The sequence below is a fragment of the Snodgrassella alvi genome (assembly GCF_002777855.1).
Classification (GTDB): domain Bacteria; phylum Pseudomonadota; class Gammaproteobacteria; order Burkholderiales; family Neisseriaceae; genus Snodgrassella; species Snodgrassella alvi_E.
In genome coordinates this window covers 275,014-297,135 of record NZ_MEIK01000034.1, presented here as the reverse complement: position 1 = coordinate 297,135, position 22,122 = coordinate 275,014, and the positions used below count along the sequence as shown (strand labels likewise).

General features: G+C 44.2%; 20 protein-coding genes. 11 read left to right on the top strand and 9 right to left on the bottom strand.

Features of this window, described 5'->3' with window-relative positions:
* The first annotated feature begins 242 nt into the window (after positions 1-242).
* Positions 243-731: a DUF456 domain-containing protein gene (locus BHC43_RS07125; protein ID WP_100140105.1), complete on the top strand. Its 489-nt coding sequence runs from the start codon at positions 243-245 to the stop codon at positions 729-731.
* Positions 732-921: 190 nt separating this feature from the next.
* On the top strand, positions 922-4,332 hold the full coding sequence (mfd, locus tag BHC43_RS07120; RefSeq protein WP_100156928.1) for a transcription-repair coupling factor: 3,411 nt from the start codon (positions 922-924) through the stop codon (positions 4,330-4,332).
* Between the two features lie 110 nt (positions 4,333-4,442).
* Here the strand turns inward: mfd and BHC43_RS07115 are convergent, their stop codons facing one another.
* From BHC43_RS07115 to glyQ, 6 genes are all read right to left on the bottom strand, one after another.
* Entirely contained in the window at positions 4,443-5,141 is a 699-nt protein-coding gene (locus BHC43_RS07115; RefSeq protein WP_100156927.1) for a M48 family metallopeptidase, read from the bottom strand.
* A gap of 249 nt (positions 5,142-5,390) precedes the next feature.
* Complete coding sequence (locus BHC43_RS07110; protein WP_100140102.1) at positions 5,391-6,152, bottom strand: lysophospholipid acyltransferase family protein; 762 nt, start codon at positions 6,150-6,152, stop codon at positions 5,391-5,393.
* 6 nt (positions 6,153-6,158) lie between these two features.
* Positions 6,159-6,734: a D-glycero-beta-D-manno-heptose 1,7-bisphosphate 7-phosphatase gene (gmhB, locus tag BHC43_RS07105; RefSeq protein WP_100140101.1), complete on the bottom strand. Its 576-nt coding sequence runs from the start codon at positions 6,732-6,734 to the stop codon at positions 6,159-6,161.
* An 8-nt stretch (positions 6,735-6,742) separates the two neighbouring features.
* Positions 6,743-7,192 carry a DUF7832 domain-containing protein gene (locus BHC43_RS07100; protein ID WP_257377999.1) on the bottom strand — a complete coding sequence of 150 codons (450 nt, stop codon included), beginning with the start codon at positions 7,190-7,192 and terminating at the stop codon, positions 6,743-6,745.
* Positions 7,193-7,233: 41 nt separating this feature from the next.
* A complete protein-coding gene (gene glyS / locus BHC43_RS07095) occupies positions 7,234-9,297 on the bottom strand; it encodes a glycine--tRNA ligase subunit beta (RefSeq protein WP_100156926.1) in 2,064 nt (687 codons plus the stop codon).
* Between the two features lie 22 nt (positions 9,298-9,319).
* Positions 9,320-10,237 (bottom strand): glycine--tRNA ligase subunit alpha, encoded by a 918-nt coding sequence (gene glyQ / locus BHC43_RS07090; RefSeq protein WP_100152480.1) that lies wholly within the window; start codon positions 10,235-10,237, stop codon positions 9,320-9,322.
* Between the two features lie 179 nt (positions 10,238-10,416).
* Here glyQ and trhA point away from each other — a divergent pair, with 179 nt between their 5' ends.
* The 5 genes from trhA (at position 10,417) to BHC43_RS07065 (ending at position 13,375) form a co-directional block, all read left to right on the top strand.
* Entirely contained in the window at positions 10,417-11,040 is a 624-nt protein-coding gene (gene trhA / locus BHC43_RS07085; protein WP_100140098.1) for a PAQR family membrane homeostasis protein TrhA, read from the top strand.
* A gap of 77 nt (positions 11,041-11,117) precedes the next feature.
* Positions 11,118-11,984, top strand: a complete 867-nt coding sequence (locus BHC43_RS07080) for a MetQ/NlpA family ABC transporter substrate-binding protein (protein ID WP_100156925.1) — start codon at positions 11,118-11,120, stop codon at positions 11,982-11,984.
* A 77-nt stretch (positions 11,985-12,061) separates the two neighbouring features.
* A complete protein-coding gene (locus BHC43_RS07075) occupies positions 12,062-12,376 on the top strand; it encodes a DUF2288 domain-containing protein (RefSeq protein WP_257377998.1) in 315 nt (104 codons plus the stop codon).
* A gap of 65 nt (positions 12,377-12,441) precedes the next feature.
* Positions 12,442-12,846 (top strand): type IV pilin protein, encoded by a 405-nt coding sequence (locus BHC43_RS07070; protein ID WP_100140096.1) that lies wholly within the window; start codon positions 12,442-12,444, stop codon positions 12,844-12,846.
* A 100-nt stretch (positions 12,847-12,946) separates the two neighbouring features.
* Positions 12,947-13,375, top strand: a complete 429-nt coding sequence (locus BHC43_RS07065; RefSeq protein ID WP_100156924.1) for a hypothetical protein — start codon at positions 12,947-12,949, stop codon at positions 13,373-13,375.
* A 91-nt stretch (positions 13,376-13,466) separates the two neighbouring features.
* On the opposite strand, the gene BHC43_RS07060 is transcribed toward BHC43_RS07065, so the two are convergent.
* Positions 13,467-14,282 (bottom strand): META domain-containing protein, encoded by an 816-nt coding sequence (locus BHC43_RS07060; protein WP_100152476.1) that lies wholly within the window; start codon positions 14,280-14,282, stop codon positions 13,467-13,469.
* 132 nt (positions 14,283-14,414) lie between these two features.
* Between BHC43_RS07060 and BHC43_RS07055 the strand changes: the two genes are divergently transcribed.
* Complete coding sequence (locus tag BHC43_RS07055; protein ID WP_100156923.1) at positions 14,415-15,230, top strand: competence/damage-inducible protein A; 816 nt, start codon at positions 14,415-14,417, stop codon at positions 15,228-15,230.
* A gap of 314 nt (positions 15,231-15,544) precedes the next feature.
* Positions 15,545-16,648, top strand: coding sequence for a 3-phosphoserine/phosphohydroxythreonine transaminase (serC, locus tag BHC43_RS07050; RefSeq protein WP_100140091.1), 1,104 nt, complete (start codon positions 15,545-15,547; stop codon positions 16,646-16,648).
* 431 nt (positions 16,649-17,079) lie between these two features.
* Here the strand turns inward: serC and nadC are convergent, their stop codons facing one another.
* Positions 17,080-17,928: a carboxylating nicotinate-nucleotide diphosphorylase gene (nadC, locus tag BHC43_RS07045; RefSeq protein WP_100156922.1), complete on the bottom strand. Its 849-nt coding sequence runs from the start codon at positions 17,926-17,928 to the stop codon at positions 17,080-17,082.
* A 283-nt stretch (positions 17,929-18,211) separates the two neighbouring features.
* Positions 18,212-19,168: an NUDIX hydrolase gene (locus tag BHC43_RS07040; protein WP_100156921.1), complete on the bottom strand. Its 957-nt coding sequence runs from the start codon at positions 19,166-19,168 to the stop codon at positions 18,212-18,214.
* A 220-nt stretch (positions 19,169-19,388) separates the two neighbouring features.
* Between BHC43_RS07040 and nadA the strand changes: the two genes are divergently transcribed.
* Together nadA and nadB are read left to right on the top strand one after the other, a co-directional pair.
* Positions 19,389-20,621 carry a quinolinate synthase NadA gene (gene nadA, locus BHC43_RS07035; protein ID WP_100156920.1) on the top strand — a complete coding sequence of 411 codons (1,233 nt, stop codon included), beginning with the start codon at positions 19,389-19,391 and terminating at the stop codon, positions 20,619-20,621.
* Positions 20,590-22,119 (top strand): L-aspartate oxidase, encoded by a 1,530-nt coding sequence (nadB, locus tag BHC43_RS07030; protein ID WP_100156919.1) that lies wholly within the window; start codon positions 20,590-20,592, stop codon positions 22,117-22,119. The genes nadA and nadB overlap by 32 nt, the downstream gene beginning before the upstream one ends.
* Positions 22,120-22,122: the final 3 nt, after the last annotated feature.

Genomic DNA, 22,122 nt, shown 5'->3' with positions numbered 1-22,122 from the left:
TTCAACAGCAAAATAAGTTTAAGAAGAGAATCATAAAGTTTTCATATATGCATACTTTACCAATGGCCACTGCGTCCGGAACAGACATCAATATACAAATACCATTTCCAACTGCTACAATTATTGGTTAGTCCTAACCGATTACATAACTTTTACCTTCACAACATAATTTACTCTTGAGTGTGACAGCAGCATCCCCAATCTACAAATATTCTCCCTTTTTTCGCGAGGACTTATCTGCCATGACCTCAGTTTTGGTGATATTGGCTATTGTTTTATTACTTATCGGGCTGTTAGGTACATTTATGCCCGCCCTACCCGGATTGCCACTTATGTTTGGCGGCGCATGGCTATTGGCTCTAAGCAGCGATTATCAGATTATGGGTACAGGCACACTGATTACGTTGGCAATTCTCACCGCCTTAGGATGTGGTATGGATTACATGGCTGGCGTACTCGGAGCCAAGCATAGTGGTGCCAGCAGAAAAGCCATCTGGGGGGCTTTTATCGGTGCTATTATCGGTATGTTCTTTGCCCTTCCAGGTATGATATTAGGCCCGTTAATCGGAGCAGCAATCGGTGAATTCATTGCTAGACGTAATTTGGTGGCCGCTGGAAAAGTAGGATTCGCCACCTTAATTGGCCTTGTTCTCGGCGTTGTTGCCAAAATTGGCTGCGCATTTGCTATTCTGATTACCATCGCCGTGATGTATCTGTATTATTTATATTAACTAAATATTTAACAAACCACCAAGAGCAAAGGCTACTGTATTTGTAATAGAATACATAGCCTTTACTTTTTAAAACTTTATCCATTCTCATGTATGCAGCTATGATTACTGGTCTGCGCAGGCTTGTCTTATCATAGCTTGCCCATAACTATTGAAAATCTAATTAATTATTACCTATAAAACAGAAACTATGTCCGCTGTTGCCCCTTTTGCGTTACCTAAAAGCAGTCAGATCGTACACTGGCCAGATTTAAATGCTGGTAGTCTGCCATTTCTTCTCAGCAAGCATTTGCCTGAAAAAAAACTAAAAATTGTGCTCACAGCGGATGCCGAGCAGGCTATTCGTATTCAGACAGCATGGCAGTTTTTCAACCCAGCTGCGCGTATTGTATTTTTTCCTGACTGGGAAACCTTACCATATGAACATTTTTCTCCCCATCAGGAGTTGGTATCCGAACGCCTTAGCACATTATGGCAATTAAAAAACGGACTGGTTGATGTTTTACTGTTGCCTCTAGCCACAGCAATGCAAAAAATCGCCCCGCCTTCATTTTTGCTGGGTCGTACATTCTGGCTCAAGACCGGCCAGCAATTGGACACTGATGCACTCAAACACAGCCTGATAGAAGCAGGCTACAACCATGTTACCCATGTCGTAGCCACCGGTGAATTCGCCACCCGTGGTGGGATACTGGATATATTCCCGATGGGTAGTGACACCCCATTCCGTCTCGATTTATTTGATAATGAAATCGACACCATTAAAACATTCGACGCCGATACTCAGCGCACCCTGAATAGTGTTGAAGAAATCCGCCTGCTGCCTGCACATGAATTCCCCACCGACAGCGATGCCCAAAAAATTTTTCGTAGCCGTTTTCGTGAAGAAATCAGCAGTGATCCCCGTAAAGCAACAGTCTATGCAGCTGTATCCGAAGGCCACTTCGGTGCCGGAGTGGAATATTATCTGCCTCTATTCTTTGAAGAAGAATGTGTCAGCATTTTTGACTACATCAATGAGGATGCTATTCTGGTCAATCTAGGAGATATACACAACGAAGCGGCACGTATCTGGCAGGATGTTAAACAGCGCTATACCATGGCACAAGGCGACCCAGCCTATCCACCGCTGGCTCCGCATTATTTATATATGAGTGAAGACCAGATTGGGGCACGCATCAAAGCATATGCGCGTGTAGTACCGGAACTAAGCAACCATAATAGCTACACCTTGCCTGGTGTTGCCGTCGATAGGCAGTCTGACGATCCTCTGCACTCTCTGAAAGCTTTTTTGCAGCAGTGGTCTGGTAAAGTATTAATCTGTGCTGAAAGCCTTGGCCGACGTGAAACCATGCTTAATTTCATGCGTGAGTATCAATTGCAGCCACATATTGTCAGCGGCTGGGCAGATTTTCTTCAAGCTAAGGCTGAGTTGTGTTTGACCATTGCACCATTAAGCTATGGCTGTCTGTTGGACGAACAAAAATTGGCCATCATCACCGAAGCCGACTTATACCAATATGTAGTACGTGGCCGCCGCACCCGCCGCAAACACAGCGCCGTTTCCGACGGTATGCTGCGTGATCTGGCAGAAATCAAAATTGGCGACCCAGTTGTACACGAACAGCATGGCATTGGTCGCTATCAAGGTCTGGTAACACTTGATCTGGGTGAAGGTGCCAGTGAAATGATGTTGCTGGAGTATGCCGAAGGTTCACAGCTATACGTACCAGTCAGCCAGCTGCAACTGATTTCCCGCTATGCCGGTAGCGCACATGAAAATGTTAGCCTGCACAAACTCGGACATGGTGCATGGGATAAGGCACGACATAAAGCTGCTGAAAAAGCCAGAGATACCGCTGCCGAACTCTTAAACCTCTATGCACGGCGTGAAGCACAGCAAGGCCATCGCTTCAGCCTAAACGAAATAGATTATCAGGCCTTCGCCAACGGCTTCGGCTATGAAGAAACTGAAGATCAGGCGGCCGCTATTGCCGCCACACTTAAAGATTTATGCGCGGAAAAACCGATGGATCGGCTTATTTGCGGCGATGTAGGCTTTGGTAAAACGGAAGTTGCCTTACGGGCAGCCTTTGTAGCCGCTATGGCTGGCAAACAAGTCGTGGTACTGGCACCAACTACTTTGCTGGTTGAGCAGCATGCCCAGAATTTTGCCGACCGCTTTGCAGATTTTCCCATTAAAGTTGCTCAACTTTCACGTTTTAATACCAGCAAACAGACTCAAGCCACGCTTGCTGGACTAGCAAATGGCACTGTTGACATTGTTATCGGCACACATAAACTGGTTCAGCCGGATGTCCATTTCAAAAATCTTGGTCTGGTCATCATCGATGAAGAACATCGATTTGGCGTTCGTCAGAAAGAACAACTAAAAAGCCTTCGCGCCAATGTTGACGTACTGACTCTTACCGCCACACCGATTCCACGCACCTTGAGCATGGCTTTAGAGGGTCTACGTGATTTTTCCCTGATAACCACCGCACCCAGCCGCCGTTTAGCCGTTAAAACCTTTGTCCGTCCGCTCAGCGATGGCCTGATACGTGAGGCAGTGATGCGCGAACTGAAACGTGGTGGCCAAGTTTTTTTTCTGCACAATGAAGTAGACACCATCGCTAATGCTTATGAAAAACTAAGTAGTTTATTGCCAGAAGCACGCATTGGCATTGCACACGGACAGCTACGAGAGCGCGAGCTGGAACAAGTAATGCGTGACTTTCTACAACAGCGCTATAACGTTCTGCTATGTTCAACCATTATCGAAACCGGCATAGACATCCCTAATGCCAATACCATTATCATTGAGCGTGCAGATAAATTCGGCCTGGCACAGCTACATCAGCTGCGCGGCCGTGTAGGTCGTTCGCACCATCAGGCCTATGCTTATTTACTTGTGCCCGAAGCCATGACTAAAGATGCTCAGAAACGGCTGGAAGCAATTGAAATGGCTGATGATTTAGGTGCCGGTTTCACTCTAGCGATGCAAGACCTGGAAATTCGCGGTGCTGGTGAAATTCTCGGTGAAGGTCAGTCTGGTGAAATGATTCAAGTAGGTTTCACCCTCTACACTGAAATGTTAAAACAAGCGGTACGCAATTTGAAAAAAGGCCGCGAACCAGATTTAGATGCGCCACTAGGCATTACCAGCGACATTAAACTACACAGTCCAGCTTTGTTGCCTGAAAGCTACTGTCCAGACATCCATGCACGCCTCGTTTTGTACAAACGGCTGGCCAGCAGTGAAACCGAAGCTGAAATCGACCAGATTCACGAAGAATTGATTGACCGTTTTGGCTTGCTTGAGCCGGCAGTATCCACACTGATTGCCAGCCACCATCTGCGCCTCGAAGCAGCAAATCTGGGTATAGATACCATAGATGCCAGCAGCGAAAGCATAACGTTCACATTTGGCAAGCATCACCGTATTAATCCGGCTACCATCGTTGCCATGATGCAAAATGATAAGAATTACCGCCTTGTCGGTGCAGACAAGCTCAGAGTGAATATCAGCATAGAAGACGTGCAACAACGAGTGCAAATAATCAAGAATATTATGAAACAACTCGCTGTAGATGCCAGCTGAAACAGAATGTATTCATATCTGACACCAGCGTTTTAACACACTCATTTAGATTTACTTGTAAATCATTCAGCGCAATTACAGCTTACTACAATTGCGCTGTTTGCCAAATTTTAACGCACATTATCCAGTGCAAACAATTCAGAACCATGCTGTTTCAACCATAAACGCGCATCATGCGTCTTTGCTGTGTATTTGGCCACCATTGCCCAAAAGTCCCTACCATGATTCGCATAGCGCAGATGACATAATTCATGAATACAAACATAATCAACGACAAACGCCGGAGCACCAATCAAACGCCAATTTAGACGGATACCGGTACGCCTGCGGCATACACCCCAAAATGTACGTGCTTGAGTTAACGCCATGGAGGCGGGTTGTTGCTGCATCACGAGTGCCCAATACTGTAAACGCGATATTAGCTCAGTCTGAGCACACTGCCTTAGCCACGTTTGCAGGATATCAAGCGCGGATGCTTCAGATGTCTCTGGTAACAAAAAGCCCTGTTGCTGATACCATTGAACAGCCGAGAGCCCTTTAGCAAAGGTATAAGAGAAGCGTTGCCCACGATACCAGATAGTGTTCGGTAACTCTGTTTTAATAGTTTTCGACTGCTGCCACAACCGCTTAAGTGCCGCTTCATTGGCACCAAACCATTGCTGCAATTGTTTCAGGGAGACAAAAGGCGGTATATTGACAGTCAGCATAGAAGCCGAAGCGACGCGTACAATGATATTTTTCCGCGCCGTCCGCCGCAAGTGAAACTTGATAGTACAACCATCTTGAGTAGTGTGAATAATCACAGACATATTTATGCTCAAGCAGAATTCTGATCGGCAAACGCGAATAAACGTAACAGATTTATCAATGTATGCACGACCTAGCCATCGCTTAATCAAAGCATTTATGAAAAATCAACTATCTCTTCTTTAAACAGCCATGTAGAAACCAGATTTTGATTACAGACAACTAAGCAACAATAAGTTGGCCAATTAAAAAACAATAAATCGTAATTAATGAATTGATTTTCAATCTATTATTTGGCCTAATTAAATTGATTAGTGAGGTAAGACAGGCGTGGGTACTTGAGGATTTTTCGGTGCAAAAGGTCCCACACCCTGAATTTCTATCTGTTTGTCTTCTATCCACTGCTCACAATGCTTAATTAGCTCTTCAGGATTATGTGCCTGTTCATAGTGTATTGGCGCACCAATCACTACGGTCACTTTACCTGGATACTTCAAAAAAGAGTCCTTAGGCCAGAATTCACCACTGTTTAAGGCTACTGGTATCAAATTAAGATGTAGCTCCTGTGCCATGCGCGCAGCGCCTTTTTTATAATGACCGCGATAGCCCGGTTTAATACGGGTACCCTCAGGAAAAATGCAAATCCACATGCCTTTCTGATGGCAAATTTTGCCCTGACTAATTATCTGCGCATTTGCTGCTTTGGGATTATTACGGTCTATCCCGATAGTACCACGCCATTTCAACGCCCAGCCAAATACCGGAATCCGAAAAAGCTCACGTTTTGCCACAAAAGCCAGATCTGGGAAAAAATACAACATAGCCAGCGTTTCCCAGCCCGATTGATGTTTACAACATACAATACCCGGTTCCTGCGGAATATTTTCCCGGCCAATTACTTCATATTTAAGGCCAATAATATGTTCCAGCATCCAGAACAGAGTTTTACCCCATGCAGTTGTCGTCCATGTCACGCCTTTAGGGACAAGCATGGAAACAATCACCACCATCAGCCAAACTAGCGAGAATACACACAAACAAAACCAGTAAATTAAATTACGTAACAACAGCATGTTAAATTATTCCTCGGCTGATTTTTCAGCCTGTGTACGACAGAATTTAGCAAAATCAAGCAAATCGTCATACACCTGCGTATCTTCAGGCAAAGTTTCCATTTTTAGCGTTTCTTTGCCTTTCCCCGTTAACACCAGTATTGGATGGCCTCCGATGGCTGCTATTGCTTCCATATCACGAATACCATCACCGACTAGCCATGTATCCTCTGCTCTCATATGTAACCGGTCGAGTATATCCAGCAATAAACCCGGCTGAGGTTTGCGGCAATGGCATTTTGCATTGCTGGTGTGCGGACAAAACCACACACCACTTAGCCGACCACCAGCTTTCTGAATATAATTGTGCATTTTTCCATGCACTTCATTCAGTTGTTCCATCGTGACTTGATTGCGCCCGATACCCGACATATTTTCTGCTACCACTACCGTGTATCCGCTTTGAGTTAGAAAGGCCACCGCATCCATGCTGCCGGGCAGAGGATGCCATTGATCTGGATCACTAATAGGCTGCGGCTGCATTGCATTGAGCACCCCATCTCGATCAAGAATAATTAGTTTGCCTTTTCCACTCAATATCATAAATATCCTTACTGCGCAGGTTTCAGACTTTGCCTCCACTGCATCAGGGCACTATCAAATACCCCATCCAGTAAAGCCTGATTTTCATCGGAAATTTCAACATGATAAAAGCTTTCCAGCGCAGGCGTATTCAGTGTTTGGACATAATCTTCCATAAAACGACCATACCCTTCCTCTTCATCATCATAGTAATACAGAGAAAAGCGGCATCCTTCTTCGTTAAAATCACTGTCTTCCAGACAGCCAGCCATATTATTTAGTACAAATTCAGCACCACTTATCGCCTGTGCCTTTAAAGCGCCCATGTCTTCTTCTGCTGCTTCATCCCATTCTGGATTGTACAGACCACGTCGCACAATCCAAGACCAATAATATCCCATGTGTGTGGCCGCATTGGCCAGAGCCAATGCCGGCGGATAATCTTCTTCAGTATGAAACACCACATTATCTAATATCATAATTCAGCTTTCATCTATTAAGGGAACGGGTTAAGGCGGTACTACTCATTTAAAAGCGCAATATCAGCCACAGCATTCATCTGGTGAGACAAAAACAGTAATAAAGCCAGACGATTATTTCTGATTGCCTCATTTTCATCCATTACCATTACATTAGTAAAGAATACGTCCACCTTTTTTTTAATTCCGGTGAGTTCGGACAGTGCCTGAATAAAGTCTTGTTTTCTCATAGCTGCCTGAATGCGCACAGCAACTTCTTCAGTAGCATGGTACAGATTCAGCTCATCCTCTTCTTGCAATTTTGAAGAATCAACAGCTGGCAAAGCTGATACATCCGTTTTTTTCAGCAGATTATGTACACGTTTATTCGCAGCGATCAGCGCTGTTGCTTCCTCAAGCTGCTTAAACTGGGTAACAGCGTCTAAACGCGCATCTAATTCACCCAAATCATCCACTTGTCCTGCCAGTACAGCTGCAACCACATCCTGCTCATAATTATTCTGCAACAGAATGTCCAGTCGAGCCTGCATAAATCCGGCCACTTCTGCTACAGTATTTTCCGCTAGTTTACCGGCAGGGAAAGTAGCAAACGCAGCTTCTAGTAATGGCAGCAGCGCCAAATGATGCTGCATGAGCATGCGCAAAATACCCAGAGCACTACGACGTAAGGCATATGGGTCTTTATCACCAGTAGGAATAAGGCCGATACCCCAAATACCCAGCAAGGTTTCAAGTTTGTCAGCCAGTGCCACTACCGTTCCCAACACATTATCCGGCAAAACATCATTGGCAAAACGTGGCCAGTAATGTTGTTCTATTGCGACAGCAACATTAGGATTTTCACCATCATGCAACGCATAATATTTGCCCATTGTGCCTTGTAATTCAGGGAACTCTCCTACCATATCAGTCAGTAGATCAGCTTTAGCTAGTTCTGCGGCACGTCCAGCCAGATTAACATCTGCATTTAACAACGGAGCAATTGTTTTAGCTAGCTGAATAATTCGCTGCACTCTTTCAGCCTGACTACCCAGCTTATTGTGGTAAACCACATTTTGTAAACGAGGTAGACGGCTGGCCAACGTAAATTTCTGATCCTGACGGTAAAAGAATTCTGCATCGGCTAGACGAGCACGCAATACTCGTTCATTACCATGAATAATGTGTACTGGATTTTCAGTCTGTAAATTAGACACTAGCAAGAAGCGGTTAATCAGCTTACCGTCACCGCTCAGTAGTGGAAAATATTTTTGATTCTGCTGCATGGTCAGAATCAGGCACTCTTGTGGTACCTGTAAAAAACGCTCATCGAAACTTGCCTGTAGTACCACCGGCCATTCTACCAGCGCAGTTACTTCATCCAACAGACCATCTGCATAAGCCACACGTGCGTGCAGCGATTCGGCCGCAGTGCTTAAATCTTGCTCAATACGAGCACGACGCTCGGCAAAACAAACCACTACTTTACCTTGTTCCAGCATTTGCTGTGCATAATCTTCAGCATGCTGAATAATAATTCTGCCTTCGCTCAGGAAGCGATGACCTAAAGTCCAATTTTGGCTACTCAGCCCCAACACACTACCAGCAACGATTTCACTACCATGCAACATAATCAGTCCATGCACCGGCCGTACAAAAGTAAACGTACTACTTCCCCAGTGCATAACCTTGGGAATAGGCAATTTTTTAATAGCCTGATTGAGAATTTCGCTTAAGAGAGCACTCAAAGGCTGGCCTGCCTGCGTATATTCATACGCATACACCATCTGTTTGCCATCATTTATCTGTGTAAGCTGACTAATTTCAATCTGATTGCTGCGTGCAAATCCCTGCAAGGCTTTAGTGGGCTCACCATCCTTCATACCGGCTGCCACACTAGGCCCTTTTTTGATAATGCGCTGGTCTGCCTGTACTGCTTTTACATTCTGAACCAGTACGCCTAAACGTCTTGGTGCAGCAAAGACCTGATAATCAGCCACACCATCTATGAGCTGTGCTTTTTCCAGTCCGTCCACAACACCGGCAGCAAGACTCTCGCCCAAATTATTCAGCGCCTTAGGTGGCAGTTCTTCAGTACGCAGTTCAATTAATAAAGGAGCATTCATGCAAATAGTACTTTCATTCGAATCAGGCTGTGTGGCCGGTAGATTTTTTGTTCAGTAAAGGGAAACCAAGTTTTTCACGGCTTTCCACATATTTATGCGCCACCGCACGACTTAATGCACGCACACGGCCAATATAGGTGGCACGTTCGGTCACCGAAATTGCACCACGCGCATCAAGCAGATTAAATGTGTGTCCTGCTTTCAGCACCAGTTCATAAGCAGGTAGTGCTAGACTAATATCTTCAACAGCCAACAGACGCTTGGCTTCAGCTTCATAATCATTAAACTGTGTCAGAAGCCAATCAGCATTACTGTATTCAAAGTTGTAGGTAGACTGTTCAACCTCATTCTGATGGTAGACATCACCGTAGGTCACAATCTGTCCGTCTAGAGTTTTCGCCCAGACCAGATCGTAAACATTGTCTACACCTTGTAAATACATTGCCAGCCGTTCAACACCATAAGTAATTTCACCGAGCACTGGCGAGCAATCCATGCCTCCCACTTGCTGAAAATAAGTGAACTGAGTGACTTCCATGCCGTTAAGCCAAACTTCCCAGCCTAATCCCCATGCACCAAGCGTTGGATTTTCCCAGTCATCTTCCACAAAACGGATATCATGCTGACGTGGGTCTATTCCCAGCTCCTGCAAGGAAGCCAAATACAATTCCTGAATATTATCTGGAGCCGGCTTTAACGCTACTTGAAACTGATAATAATGCTGCAGACGATTAGGATTTTCACCATAGCGTCCGTCTTTAGGCCGGCGGGAGGGTTGAACATAGGCAGCAAACCACGGCTCAGGCCCCAGCGCGCGCAGACAGGTGGCCGGATGGCTGGTACCCGCACCTACTTCCATATCCAGCGGCTGCAATACCACGCAGCCATGACGGGCCCAGTAGTTCTGTAATGTAAAAATTATTTCTTGGAAAGTCAGCATGAAAGGAAATTTCTGATAGTCTGCAAAATTATCTATTTTACTGTGCTTACTAGCAGTTGAACAGCCATCATTCAGTACCTAAACACCACCCCATAGCAAATAATAAACGAAAAAACACTTGCACCCTGACGCAGGTAGTGAAACGATAGACTCTTAATTAATTGCCAAGTTATTTCAAAATGTATTATGGCGAACGTTTTAACGCTTACTCTCACCTGACCGGCTTTATACTATCTATCATTGGAACGGTCTTTCTGCTGATAAAATCTGCACTGTATGGCGATGCTTATCGAATAGTCAGCTCGGCCATATATGGTGGTAGTCTGATATTTCTGTATGGTATCTCCACTTTGTATCATTCCATCCGCTCACATCACGCTAAAGCCGTACTACAAAAATTTGACCACTGCGCCATATATTTGCTTATTGCCGGTAGTTATACTCCTTTTACACTCACCACACTCAACGGCGGCTGGGGCTGGTCCCTATTTGGTATATCATGGGGACTGGCAATATTTGGTATCATTCAAGAAGTGACTATCGGGCGTAAAAGTGAAACTCGTATTCTATCCCTGATACTCTATTTATTGATGGGCTGGCTAATTATTGTTGCCATCTATCCACTGATACACCACATGTCCGCTCCTGGCCTCTTCTGGCTTATTAGCGGTGGATTGGCATACAGTATTGGCATATACTGGTTTATTAATGATGAAAAAATCCGCCACGGACATGGCATCTGGCATATTTTTGTGATGCTGGGCAGTCTAGCGCAATTTATTTGTGTCTATGCCTACATATGAGAACAAGAGTCAGATGCGTCTGACAAAAGACACTAAACAATCATTCTGCATACTAACAATTAAAAGAAAGACATTGTGTGAAAATAACTCTGAACACCCTCTTTGTTTGCCTGAGCCTTCTGTTCCTTTCAGCCTGTGGTGGCGAAAAAACTCAGCACTCCGCTGCTTCATCAGTTCAAACAAAAAAAGAAATTATCATCGGCACCACTGTAGGCGATTTTGCTGACATGGTGCGCGATCAGGTCAAGCCTGAACTGGAAAAACAAGGCTACCACGTTCAGCTATTGGAGTTTACGGATTATGTCCGTCCCAATCTTGCTCTGGCAGATAAATCTATCGACATCAATGTATTTCAGCATAAACCTTATCTGGATGATTTTGCCCAGTCTCGTCATCTGGCCATCATGCCCGTGTTTCAAGTACCAACTGGTCCGCTCGGTATCTACAGCGGCAAACTACATGAGCTGAGTGCAGTCAAAAGTGGTTCTAGTGTCTCTGTTCCTAACGATCCTTCTAATCTTGCCCGCGCATTGGTGATGCTGGATAAGCTCGGCTGGATAAGTCTAAAAAACAATATTAACCCGTTGAAGGCCTCACTGGCAGATATAGCCAGTAACAATAAGCACATCAAGCTGGTGGCGCTGGAAGCAGCCCAATTACCTCGTTCTCGTCATGATGTGGATTTTGCGGTCATTAATGGCAATTTTGCCACGAGCTCGGGACTAAAGTTCACATCTGCATTATTCCTTGAACCTGGCTACACCTATGTCAACTGGGCAGCAATTCGCACGGCTGATAAAGATACCCAATGGGTAAAAGACATTACTGCTGCATACAATTCAGCAGCGTTTAAACAATATGCGTTTAAACGCTTTGCCGGATATAAATATCCAGAATCATGGGGCATACAAAGCACTCCTCCTGCATCTCCTGCGTTACAATAATTTTTGAAGTAGTTTTAACAGGCATTTTGTTACCGGTATCTATAACAAAATGCCTTTTTAGCAAACATATGATAAACATGAAACCAGATGATTTAAGTATGAATACTGAAGTACCATTGGAACAAAAAATTAATCTGGAGACTGCCCGTATCAGCTGGCATGAACTCCAGCCCTATTTTGCCCGCGGCAACTGTATTTATATTGCACCTGAGCTGGATTTAGTTACCATTGCACATAAGATAGCAACAGACGACAGTGCTGCCATTGCACTTTTGATTCAGGAAGGTAAAATTAGCAAAGTCAGCGACATAATGGCACAGCAATTTTTTGATAATAATCAGTCGATGTGGGCTGTTGTGGTAAAACCTTATGTTCTGGTGCAGCCTGATTAAGCCCGTATCGAGAGCAGATAAATCATAAGCAATTAATCAGCATTCATAATAAGGAAGAGAATACAATGCATCGTCACCATTACGGTTTCACCATGATTGATATGATGATAACCATCGTTATTATTGCCATTCTGACTGCCATCAGCTATCCCACTTATCATAATTTTGTTCTTAAAGCCAGAGCAGAAAATGCACGCGCTGATATCTTATCCAATATAAACATGCTGGAAAGGTATTATTCCCAAAACAAAACATTTGTCGGCTACAACAAACTTGAGCAGAATCGAAGTAAAACTTTTTTTACTTTAACAGGTATATACAATCCTAGCAGCTATACACTAATTGCTACCCCAAAGGCAGCTAATAGCGGGGAAACAAAAAGTGTAGTCTATAGTAGTTTAAAGGGCATGCTGCTTTGTACTAACCAAAAAGATGATAATGGAAATTATACTGATTGCGATATTTTCTAGTTTTCAATAGTTAAATATTGATTTAAACCACTATATTTTTTCCAAATCACAGTATTCATAGAACCGTTGAATCACTCAACCAAGAAAATAGAGAAATCACATGCAAATATTGAAATCAGCCCTCTTGATCACCACAATATTTACACTGGCCAATACTGCTCTAGCTGCAAGCCATCAGCCTACAGACGAGAGTTATATTAATGATGATGCTGAAAGAATTATGAGCCAAATGTTGCATCAGCAACAACAGATTGAAAAAGAAATTGAGAACCTATCTGCCTCCATCCAACAAGATGAAAATCAGGTTAAACTGTTTAAGAATTGCAAACAACCTGAATGTCATCAATACAGTGAAACCACTTCTTTCCGTCTAGAACCGAACCATCAATTTACTTATCAAAATCAAGTCAGCAAAGATGGCCACAGCAAATCCATTAGCCGCAGTGGCAGACTGATTCAAAATAAAAATAATCAGACATTGATACTTGATAATGCGGCAGGTCAGCCAGAAATCTACTTGAATCAATAAATTCAGTTCAATTTCTAACGCACTGAAATACCAGCATAATAAAAGGCAATGAAATTTCATTGCCTTTTTCAGATTCACGAACGCGTACAGCTTATTTACGTTTGTGTTTGTGTTTAGTTGTATTCACAGCTGAGCGCTCAATAATCTGATCCAATTTATAAACATATTGGCTTTCTGCAGAGGCATCGGCTGGTTTAATTTCATAAACGTTCAAACGTAAAACTTGATTTTCGGACGGATTAAACTGCCAACCATCAATCGTACCAGCGAAATTACGCCATACACCATTTTTTACTTTGATACCCTGCTCGTTATAGGTCACTTCACGTACTTTCAGGCATTGAGCAGCACCCTGCGCCGTCTGACAAGCCTGAGTTTCTGGGCTAATTTCCCAAAATACCACTGTTGGTTGTCCATACTGTGCTGTTGCAGTAGGCACACCCCGCCACAACAAATGCTCACCTCGGCGATTTTCAATCCATAGCTTTGGCTCAGCATTCTGACTATCTTCAGTATTCAATAAACCAGCATGTAACTTCTGGCCGTTCATAAACGATACAACTGCTGCATCCTGCGCCATGACATCGGGAGCACACGCTTTCATCGTACTTACCGGCGCCTGAATGTGCATATCTTCTCCGTTCAGTTGGTAAACCGAACTGATATTATTACAGCCACCAGAAACATTTAGCCGCTGACCGTTAAAATTCAGTTTCAGATTGGTATTGCCTGCAAGGCTAGCCAAAGGTCGGCCGTGCCGGTCTGTAGCTTCTGCCAGCTGCCAATCGTAAGCACTAAGTAGCTGCGCATTCGCCGCACGCATATTCACCTTACGGTCAGATGTGTGGGCACAGGCAGCAAGACTACCTGCAACTAGGGCAGTGATGGCCAATTTTTTGATACTCATAATCACATCCTTGCTAAAATAACACGACACCTGCACATTAAAATAAATTTGAGCATAAAACAATAGCCACGTTTTATATCATTGAAATATATAGCCATACAGCAAAAACAAACACAACTCAGGAGAACCAGCATGCAGATCGGTATCATCATTATCGGCGATGAAATTCTGAATGGATCAAGACAAGACGGCCATTTTATATTTTTTAAACATTTATTTAAGCAACACGGCCTTCAAATGGCATGGGCACAGTATCTGCCCGATGACTGCGATATCATTACTCGCCAATTGAAACAGTCTTTTGAAGAAAAACTACCCGTATTTGTAACCGGCGGTATTGGCGCAACGCCAGATGATCACACCCGCCAAGCTTGTGCGCTTGCTTTAAATCTACCCTTGCAGGCTCATCCTCAAGCACTGAAAAATATTGAAGCAATTTCAATCAGACAAGGCGACACACTTAATAGTCCATCTCATTTACAGCGTGCCAAAATGGCTGAATTTCCAAAAGGGGCAGCGCTTATTCCCAATCCGTTTAATAATATTGCCGGCTTTTCTATTAAAGAGCATTATTTTTTCCCCGGCTTTCCCAAAATGGCACACCCCATGGCTGAATGGGTGCTGAATACCTATTACAGCAAGAATTTTTTTCAGCATCAGATCATGGCTAAAGCCGCGCTGGTTGACGGTGTACCTGAATCCAGAATCGCCCCCTTGATGGAGCAGATTGAGCAAAAATGGCCAGGTATCAAAACGTTTAGCCTGCCAACTATTCGGGAAGATTTACCTAACGATGAACAAATCCATCAATATCGTTTGGAATTTGGTTTAAAAGCATGGGACAAAGACTGCGAAAATCTACCTCAAGCATGGCATGAAGCTCTACACAGCCTAAAGCAGCTTGGGGCCACCAAAATTACCTTACTGGAAAACAGCAGTGAGGGCTGAAATCAGATTCTCTATGCGATTAAAGGGGTCTGACAACTAGATAAATCCGGTAATTTATAGAAAATTTACCTGAGCAAAAGCAAAATAAAAGGGTTTCAAACTAAATCTTTCTCGCTCACAGGCAGAAAAAACCATACTTTTGCTCCTTTACATGCAAAACGGTTTTGTATTTGCCTTTCAATTGGCAAACAACTAGAATTCCAGCAACTCAAAACTTCACCTGGTTTTGCGTTAAACCTCAACACGGTATGCAGCATTTCCAAGGGACGCAAAACCTCTATACATACAGATTAGCAACAGGTTTTAAATTATTCATGACAACACTGCACAAATACAATTTTTCTGCCGGTCCGGCCATTCTACCTGAGGCCGTATTACAGACAGCTCAGGCTGAAATGCTGGATTACAATGGTACCGGCACTTCAGTCATGACCATGAGCCATCGCTCCGATGCTTTTCTCAGTATCCTGCATCATGCAGAACTGGATTTGCGTCAGTTGCTGCATATTCCAGATAATTACAAGGTTTTGTTTATGCAGGGGGGCGCCAGTGCTCAGTTCAATATGGTTGTCATGAATTTAGCCAATGGTTTTAAACGGGTAGACTCTGTTGTGAGTGGCAATTGGAGCCGTATCGCCCACAGCCAGATGGGTAAACTATCTGATGCTGAGATTCATCTTGCTGCCCATGGTGGTGATCTGTATAACTATACTGACGTTCCGGCACCAGAAACTTGGGACGTTGATCCAGATTCAGCTTTCGTTCACTACTGCATTAATGAAACCGTGCATGGCCTGCAGTATCGCAATATCCCCAAACCCGATGGACTACCACCGATTGTCTGTGACATGTCGAGTGAGATACTGTCACGGCCAATTAATGTTGCGGATTTTGGCTTGATCTATGCCGGTGCACAAAAAAATATCGGCCCTTCTGGTGCCACCATTGTGATTATCCGTGAAGATTTGCTTGAACGCTGCTCCGATCGCATACCGGACGTATGGAATTACCATAGCCATATTATCCGTCAGGGCATGTATAACACACCAGCTACCTATCCGATTTATATTTCTGGTTTGGTATTCCGCTGGCTACAGGCCAATGGTGGTGTGGAACAGATGCAGGCTATCAATACCATGAAAGCAGAAACCCTGTACTCCGCCATAGATAACAGTAATGGTTTTTATATCAATAATGTAAAAGAACATGCGCGTTCGTACATGAATGTTATTTTCCACACACCTGAAAAAGAGCTGGATAAATTATTTGTGCAACAAGCTAATGCGCATGGATTATGTACGTTACAGGGCTACAAATCCATGGGAGGCATGCGTGCCAGTATTTATAATGCTATGCCTTTACAGGGTGTAGAAGCCTTAGTGAGCTTTATGCAAGAATTTCAACGCCGATACGGTTAATAGATTCTGTTTTGTATCAGTACGGTGCAGCCTTATTAGGCTGCACCTTTTTATATGAATCATTCTGTTTTCAATGCATGTGTAAAAAAATAAAACACAAATTTTTTATTACAGCCATATTTACAATTCAAACTAACACGCAATAAAACGATAGTATTCAGGATGCAGAAATATTTAAAAGCCGCTACTTGCCTCACTTTACTGTGTGTTATCATCAATAAAACTGATAGTGTTTTCTAACTCAAGCACTTCGGCCATTTCCTAAATTAAAAACGTTTGAAACCCACCTACTATGTTTTCTGGTTTTGTAACCTAATCCATTATTGTAATTTTGATACTTTCTATAACAAGCAGGCTTAAAAATTAGCAAAGTGGAAAATATCAAACATAATAAGAATTTCATCTTTCTGATCTGGGAAAGTCAATCAGATTTACTGATAATCCAGACCAATATCAAGATAACGCGCGCTATGCGTCAGATAGCCCATTGCCAGAAAATCTACACCGGTTTGTGCTGCAGCCAAAAGTGTATCAGGACGTAAATTGCCAGATGCCTCTGTTTGACATTGCCCTTTGCACCAGCTCACTGCTGTTCGCAATTCTTCCACGGACATATTATCCAGCAATACTAAATCAACACCTACATCCAGTACCCGACGCAGCTGTTCTAGCGTATCTACCTCCACCTCTATAGCAATAAGATGTCCTGCATAAGCTTTTGCTTGCCGTAGGGTAAAGGCAATATCACCTCCGGCCAGAGCAATATGATTATCTTTAATCAGAATAGCATCGTCCAGTCCCATTCGATGATTACGTCCTCCCCCCATGCGTACTGCATATTTCTGAATAGCGCGCAGGCCAGGCAAAGTTTTTCTGGTACAGGTGAGCAAGGCACCCGTAGGTGTAATCAGTGTCTGAAGTTCGTGTGTGGTAGTGGCAATACCGCTTAAATGAGTCAGAAAATTTAGGGCTGTACGCTCAGCAGCCAGAATAGCCCGAGCATTACCAGTAACCTGCGCCAGCACAGTATTTGCGGGAATGATATCACCATCATTTTGATATATTTCAAATTTTAGATTAGAGTCGATTAATGCAAAGCTTTGCCGTGCCAGTTCCAGCCCGCATACTACTCCTTCTGCCCGAGCCACGATGCTGAATTGTGCAAGGCTCTCGGCTGGGACAACTGCTTGGGAGGTAATGTCTCCGCGGCGCCCCAAATCTTCCACTAATGCTGCCTGTACTAATGGACGCGTAATAATTTCAGGTAAATCATTTATCATGATTTTCTCACTTGTATTTATACTCGTTTAGAGTATATATGAGATAAGACTTTTACGAAAAGGAAAATTTAGACAGGTCTTAATTTAATTTTTGATATAAGGTTGATGCGCGCCAGCAGTGTGTTCAGTGTTCACAATGCCAAAAGCAGGATTAGATAAACGCTAATTCTGTATTTTAATAAAGTAAGCGTCTTAGCTCTGCCGCAACATGTGCGGCATATGTATCCCTATGATATTAATGTCAAAAATTTTTGTTTAAAAATCTTGATGATACAGAAATTTATTAGATGTGATTACCAATCAATGGGAGCCGATAACCGGAAAGCAAGCTTTCTTGCAATACATTTTCATTAAAACGGTATAGTTGTGCCGGACGTCCACGCTCTGCCATCATAGTTTCACCAGTAGCTACAACAAGCTGCTGATTGTTAACCAAACGCCGAAAATTTTGTTTATGCAGCTCTACACCATTCAATACTTCAATACTGCGCTGCAACTGATACAGAGTGAATTGGGGCGGCATTAAATCAAAGATAACTGGCCGGTATTGTAATTTAGCGCGCAATCTCGACACTGCCGTAGCCAGAATTCGACGATGATTAAATTGCATGGGACGGCCGGTTAATTGTGGTGGTAGCTGATTATCATAATACGGGGACTCAGCAATAAGGCCTGTCTCATACATCAACTCATAGCGCAGCAGAGCATTTTCGGCAATCCAGTGCTGCCCGTTTATACCCCAACATAAATTCAGGCGTTGCTGCCGCTGATTACGGATTTCCTGATTGGGTGCGGCATCCACCCAGTTTTGCATCGGCAGAATCAGCTGGTTGAGAATATGCGCATGTTGCGGACGACGGCTGTCTTCCCATGGAAAATATTCGTACCAGTCTTGCCATTTTGCTTCCAGTGTTAGGCCACTTTCGGCTGTTTCTTTTACTAGACCAAGATAACTAATATTGATAACTGCCTGACCATTGTGATGGCTACGCTTCATGTCAACAAAAGTATATAGCTGTTCAATATAGCCAAGTGGCTGACCGGTCTGCTGATGTACCCATGTTCTTGCTCCAGCCTGCAAGGAGTGGTGCACTGGTTTTAACGGACCAAAAGGCAATAAGCTGCCATCGTGAATGGTAAGCACGCGGGCGCTAAAATCCGTTACTGCAAACAACACGGCCACCAGCTCAGCTGCACTATCGCTATAACTGGATGAGGGTAAATCAGCTGTTGTGTGCATGCAGGTAATACTCCTTAATCAACACTCATTAATTGTAAAGAAATTGTTGCAAAAAAACAAAACCTGCGCAGCCAGTTTTTATGAATCAGCCATTCATTCAGCTATTTAATGAAACAGCACCATAATCAAATCTATTTACTTTCTTCCCGCCACGTTCTTTACATGTTGCTTTATATACTCATATTGAGCATAATAATTTAATCCTGATTAAGGAGTGTCTATGCAAACTGTACCTGACCATAAACAATGGCGTGCTTTTGATTATGAAAAACCATCTGTACAGCTAAAAAAATATGCTACTGATGCAGCTACGAATGGTCAGCCTGCCACGTCCGTACTGGAATGTGCATGGGCGAAAATTCCATCGCAACCAACTAAAGAACAGAAGCAGGCTTATTCTGAGCAAATTACTACATTATTGCAGCAGCATCAGGCGGTAATGCTCGCACATTACTATGTTGAACCAGAATTACAGGATTTGGCACTTGCTAGCGGAGGTATGGTGGGCGATTCGCTTGAGATGGCGCGCTTCGGTGCCCGCCATCCGGCACAGACACTGCTGGTAGCCGGAGTGAAATTCATGGGCGAAACAGCGAGCATACTTAGTCCAGAAAAAACCATACTCATGCCGGATATGCAAGCAACTTGTTCATTAGACCTCGGCTGTCCGGCAGATGAATTCACAGCTTTTTGTAATCAGTATCCGGAACGAACTGTCGTGGTTTATGCCAATACCAGCGCTGAGGTTAAAGCCCGTGCCGATTGGGTTGTTACCTCTTCGATTGCGATTGAAATCGTATCTTTTTTACATGCTCAGGGTAAAAAAATTATCTGGGGGCCGGATAGGCATTTAGGCGAATACATTCAGAATCTGACCGGTACTGATATGGTGCTGTGGCCGGGCTCCTGTATGGTACACAATGAATTTAAAGGGCAAGAACTGGCATTGATGAAAGCCCGTTATCCGCACGCTAAAGTATTGGTACATCCTGAATCGCCGGCAGCAGTAGTGGCTCTGGCAGATGTGGTTGGTTCTACCAGCCAGTTGCTACAGGCAGCAATCAACGATACGGCCGATACTTTCATTGTAGCCACTGATCAAGGCATTCTGCATGAAATGACCAAACAGGCACCAGCAAAAACATTTCTGGCGGCGCCCACTGCCGGTAATGGTGCTACTTGTAAATCGTGTGCTTTCTGCCCATGGATGGCCATGAACGGTCTAGAGTCCTGTATCGATGCGCTAAACCACCAAGAGCAGCATCGCGTACAGCTTCCAGCAGCATTAAGCCAACAGGCCAGCTTGTCGATCCGGCGCATGCTTGAGTTCTCATCAGCCTGGCGTGAATTTCAAGCTTTTAGCTCTACATCTAATACTTTAAATATTTTATCCGATCAGTTTATTCCTTGGATCAAACAACATGACCACTTTGCCTCCCTGCTCAACTGCTGAGACAGATGTGCTGATTGTTGGTGCCGGTCTGGCCGGACTGACAGTAGCCTTGTCTTTACCTGAACATTTTCATATTACGGTTGTAGTCAGGCAAGACTTGTCAATATGTGCCAGCACTCTGGCGCAAGGCGGTATAGCCGCTGTAATCGATGAAGCAGACAGTGTGGCTGAACATGTAGCCGACACCCTTATTGCCGGAGCTGGAAGCTGTGATGAAACTCAGACAGCCACCATATTGAGTGAAGGTGCTAATGCAATTGAGTGGTTATGTGCGCATGGGGTGGAATTCACGCGTGAAAATGGGCAATTACATCTAACACGTGAAGGTGGACATGGCAAGCGGCGAATTGTGCACGCAGCCGACCACACAGGACGCAGCATCACCGAAACCCTTCAGCAACAGCTTCTGGTTCGCCCCAATATACAAGTACTCACCCATACTTTCATAAATGAGGTGATACTGGAAAATACTGTTTGCACTGGCGCCAGTGTCACGATGGCAGACAGCGGTGAAATCCTTCTCATTCGAGCTAAACATACTGTATTGGCAAGCGGTGGTCTGGGTCAGTTATTCTCGTTGACAACTAATCCACTTACCGCCACTGGGCATGGCGTCGCTGTAGCTGCGCTGGCGGGTTGCAGAACACGACAGCTTGCTTTTGTACAGTTTCACCCCACTGCGCTTGCACTACCAGCTAATCCGTGTTTTCTGATTTCAGAAGCAGTACGTGGAGAAGGCGGCATTCTGCGCAACAGCCAAGGGCAGCGCTTCATGCCTCAATATGATGAGCGCGCCGAATTGGCACCCCGCGATATCGTCGCTCGTGCCATCGCTGCTGAAATAGCCAAATCTGGCCATCATTGTGTCTATTTGGACATTACGCATTTATCTGCAGACTTTATCCGCACACATTTCCCGCAGATTTATCGGCATTGCCTACAGCAAGGGCTTGATATTACCTGCGAGTTCATTCCTGTTGCCCCGGCAGCGCATTATGCCTGTGGCGGTATTATCACCGACACGGCTGGCCGTACCGATGTGCCACAGCTATATGTTATTGGCGAAACCGCCAGTACGGGCTTACACGGAGCCAATCGTCTGGCCAGTAATTCTTTGCTGGAATGTGTCGTTGTTGGGCGGGCGGCCGCCGCCAGTATGGCCGCTTCAGATTCTCATACCCTGACTTGGCCTCAACATCTAAAGAAAGAATCGACCGAGCTATTGTGGCAACAGCCCGTGCAGACACCTGTTTCAGTGCCAGATATGTATATGCAGCCATTCAGCCTTAATGCACTGCAAAAACTCATGAGCCGATATTTTGGTATATGCCGACGCACTGAAGATATGCACACATTACACATGCAGTTACAGCAATGGTACCTGCATGCTGTCAGCCAGACAGATAAACTGACTCTGGTTACAGCACTACTGATGGTACAAGACGGTTTAAATCAAACAGAAAATCGTGGTGCACACTTTAATGTTGATTTTGCTTAAAAT

Bases quoted from the DNA above. Each gene is read 5' to 3' on its own strand.
- trhA (WP_100140098.1), top strand. From the start codon at position 10,417: ATGTATTATGGCGAACGTTTTAACGCTTACTCTCACCTGACCGGCTTT.
- BHC43_RS07115 (WP_100156927.1), bottom strand. From the start codon at position 5,141: ATGTCTGTGATTATTCACACTACTCAAGATGGTTGTACTATCAAGTTT.
- mfd (WP_100156928.1), top strand. From the start codon at position 922: ATGTCCGCTGTTGCCCCTTTTGCGTTACCTAAAAGCAGTCAGATCGTA.
- BHC43_RS07100 (WP_257377999.1), bottom strand. From the start codon at position 7,192: ATGATATTAGATAATGTGGTGTTTCATACTGAAGAAGATTATCCGCCG.
- nadB (WP_100156919.1), top strand. From the start codon at position 20,590: ATGACCACTTTGCCTCCCTGCTCAACTGCTGAGACAGATGTGCTGATT.
- BHC43_RS07060 (WP_100152476.1), bottom strand. From the start codon at position 14,282: ATGAGTATCAAAAAATTGGCCATCACTGCCCTAGTTGCAGGTAGTCTT.
- nadA (WP_100156920.1), top strand. From the start codon at position 19,389: ATGCAAACTGTACCTGACCATAAACAATGGCGTGCTTTTGATTATGAA.
- serC (WP_100140091.1), top strand. From the start codon at position 15,545: ATGACAACACTGCACAAATACAATTTTTCTGCCGGTCCGGCCATTCTA.
- BHC43_RS07070 (WP_100140096.1), top strand. From the start codon at position 12,442: ATGCATCGTCACCATTACGGTTTCACCATGATTGATATGATGATAACC.
- BHC43_RS07125 (WP_100140105.1), top strand. From the start codon at position 243: ATGACCTCAGTTTTGGTGATATTGGCTATTGTTTTATTACTTATCGGG.
- BHC43_RS07040 (WP_100156921.1), bottom strand. From the start codon at position 19,168: ATGCACACAACAGCTGATTTACCCTCATCCAGTTATAGCGATAGTGCA.
- BHC43_RS07065 (WP_100156924.1), top strand. From the start codon at position 12,947: ATGCAAATATTGAAATCAGCCCTCTTGATCACCACAATATTTACACTG.
- BHC43_RS07055 (WP_100156923.1), top strand. From the start codon at position 14,415: ATGCAGATCGGTATCATCATTATCGGCGATGAAATTCTGAATGGATCA.
- glyS (WP_100156926.1), bottom strand. From the start codon at position 9,297: ATGAATGCTCCTTTATTAATTGAACTGCGTACTGAAGAACTGCCACCT.
- gmhB (WP_100140101.1), bottom strand. From the start codon at position 6,734: ATGATATTGAGTGGAAAAGGCAAACTAATTATTCTTGATCGAGATGGG.
- nadC (WP_100156922.1), bottom strand. From the start codon at position 17,928: ATGATAAATGATTTACCTGAAATTATTACGCGTCCATTAGTACAGGCA.
- BHC43_RS07075 (WP_257377998.1), top strand. From the start codon at position 12,062: ATGAAACCAGATGATTTAAGTATGAATACTGAAGTACCATTGGAACAA.
- BHC43_RS07110 (WP_100140102.1), bottom strand. From the start codon at position 6,152: ATGCTGTTGTTACGTAATTTAATTTACTGGTTTTGTTTGTGTGTATTC.
- glyQ (WP_100152480.1), bottom strand. From the start codon at position 10,237: ATGCTGACTTTCCAAGAAATAATTTTTACATTACAGAACTACTGGGCC.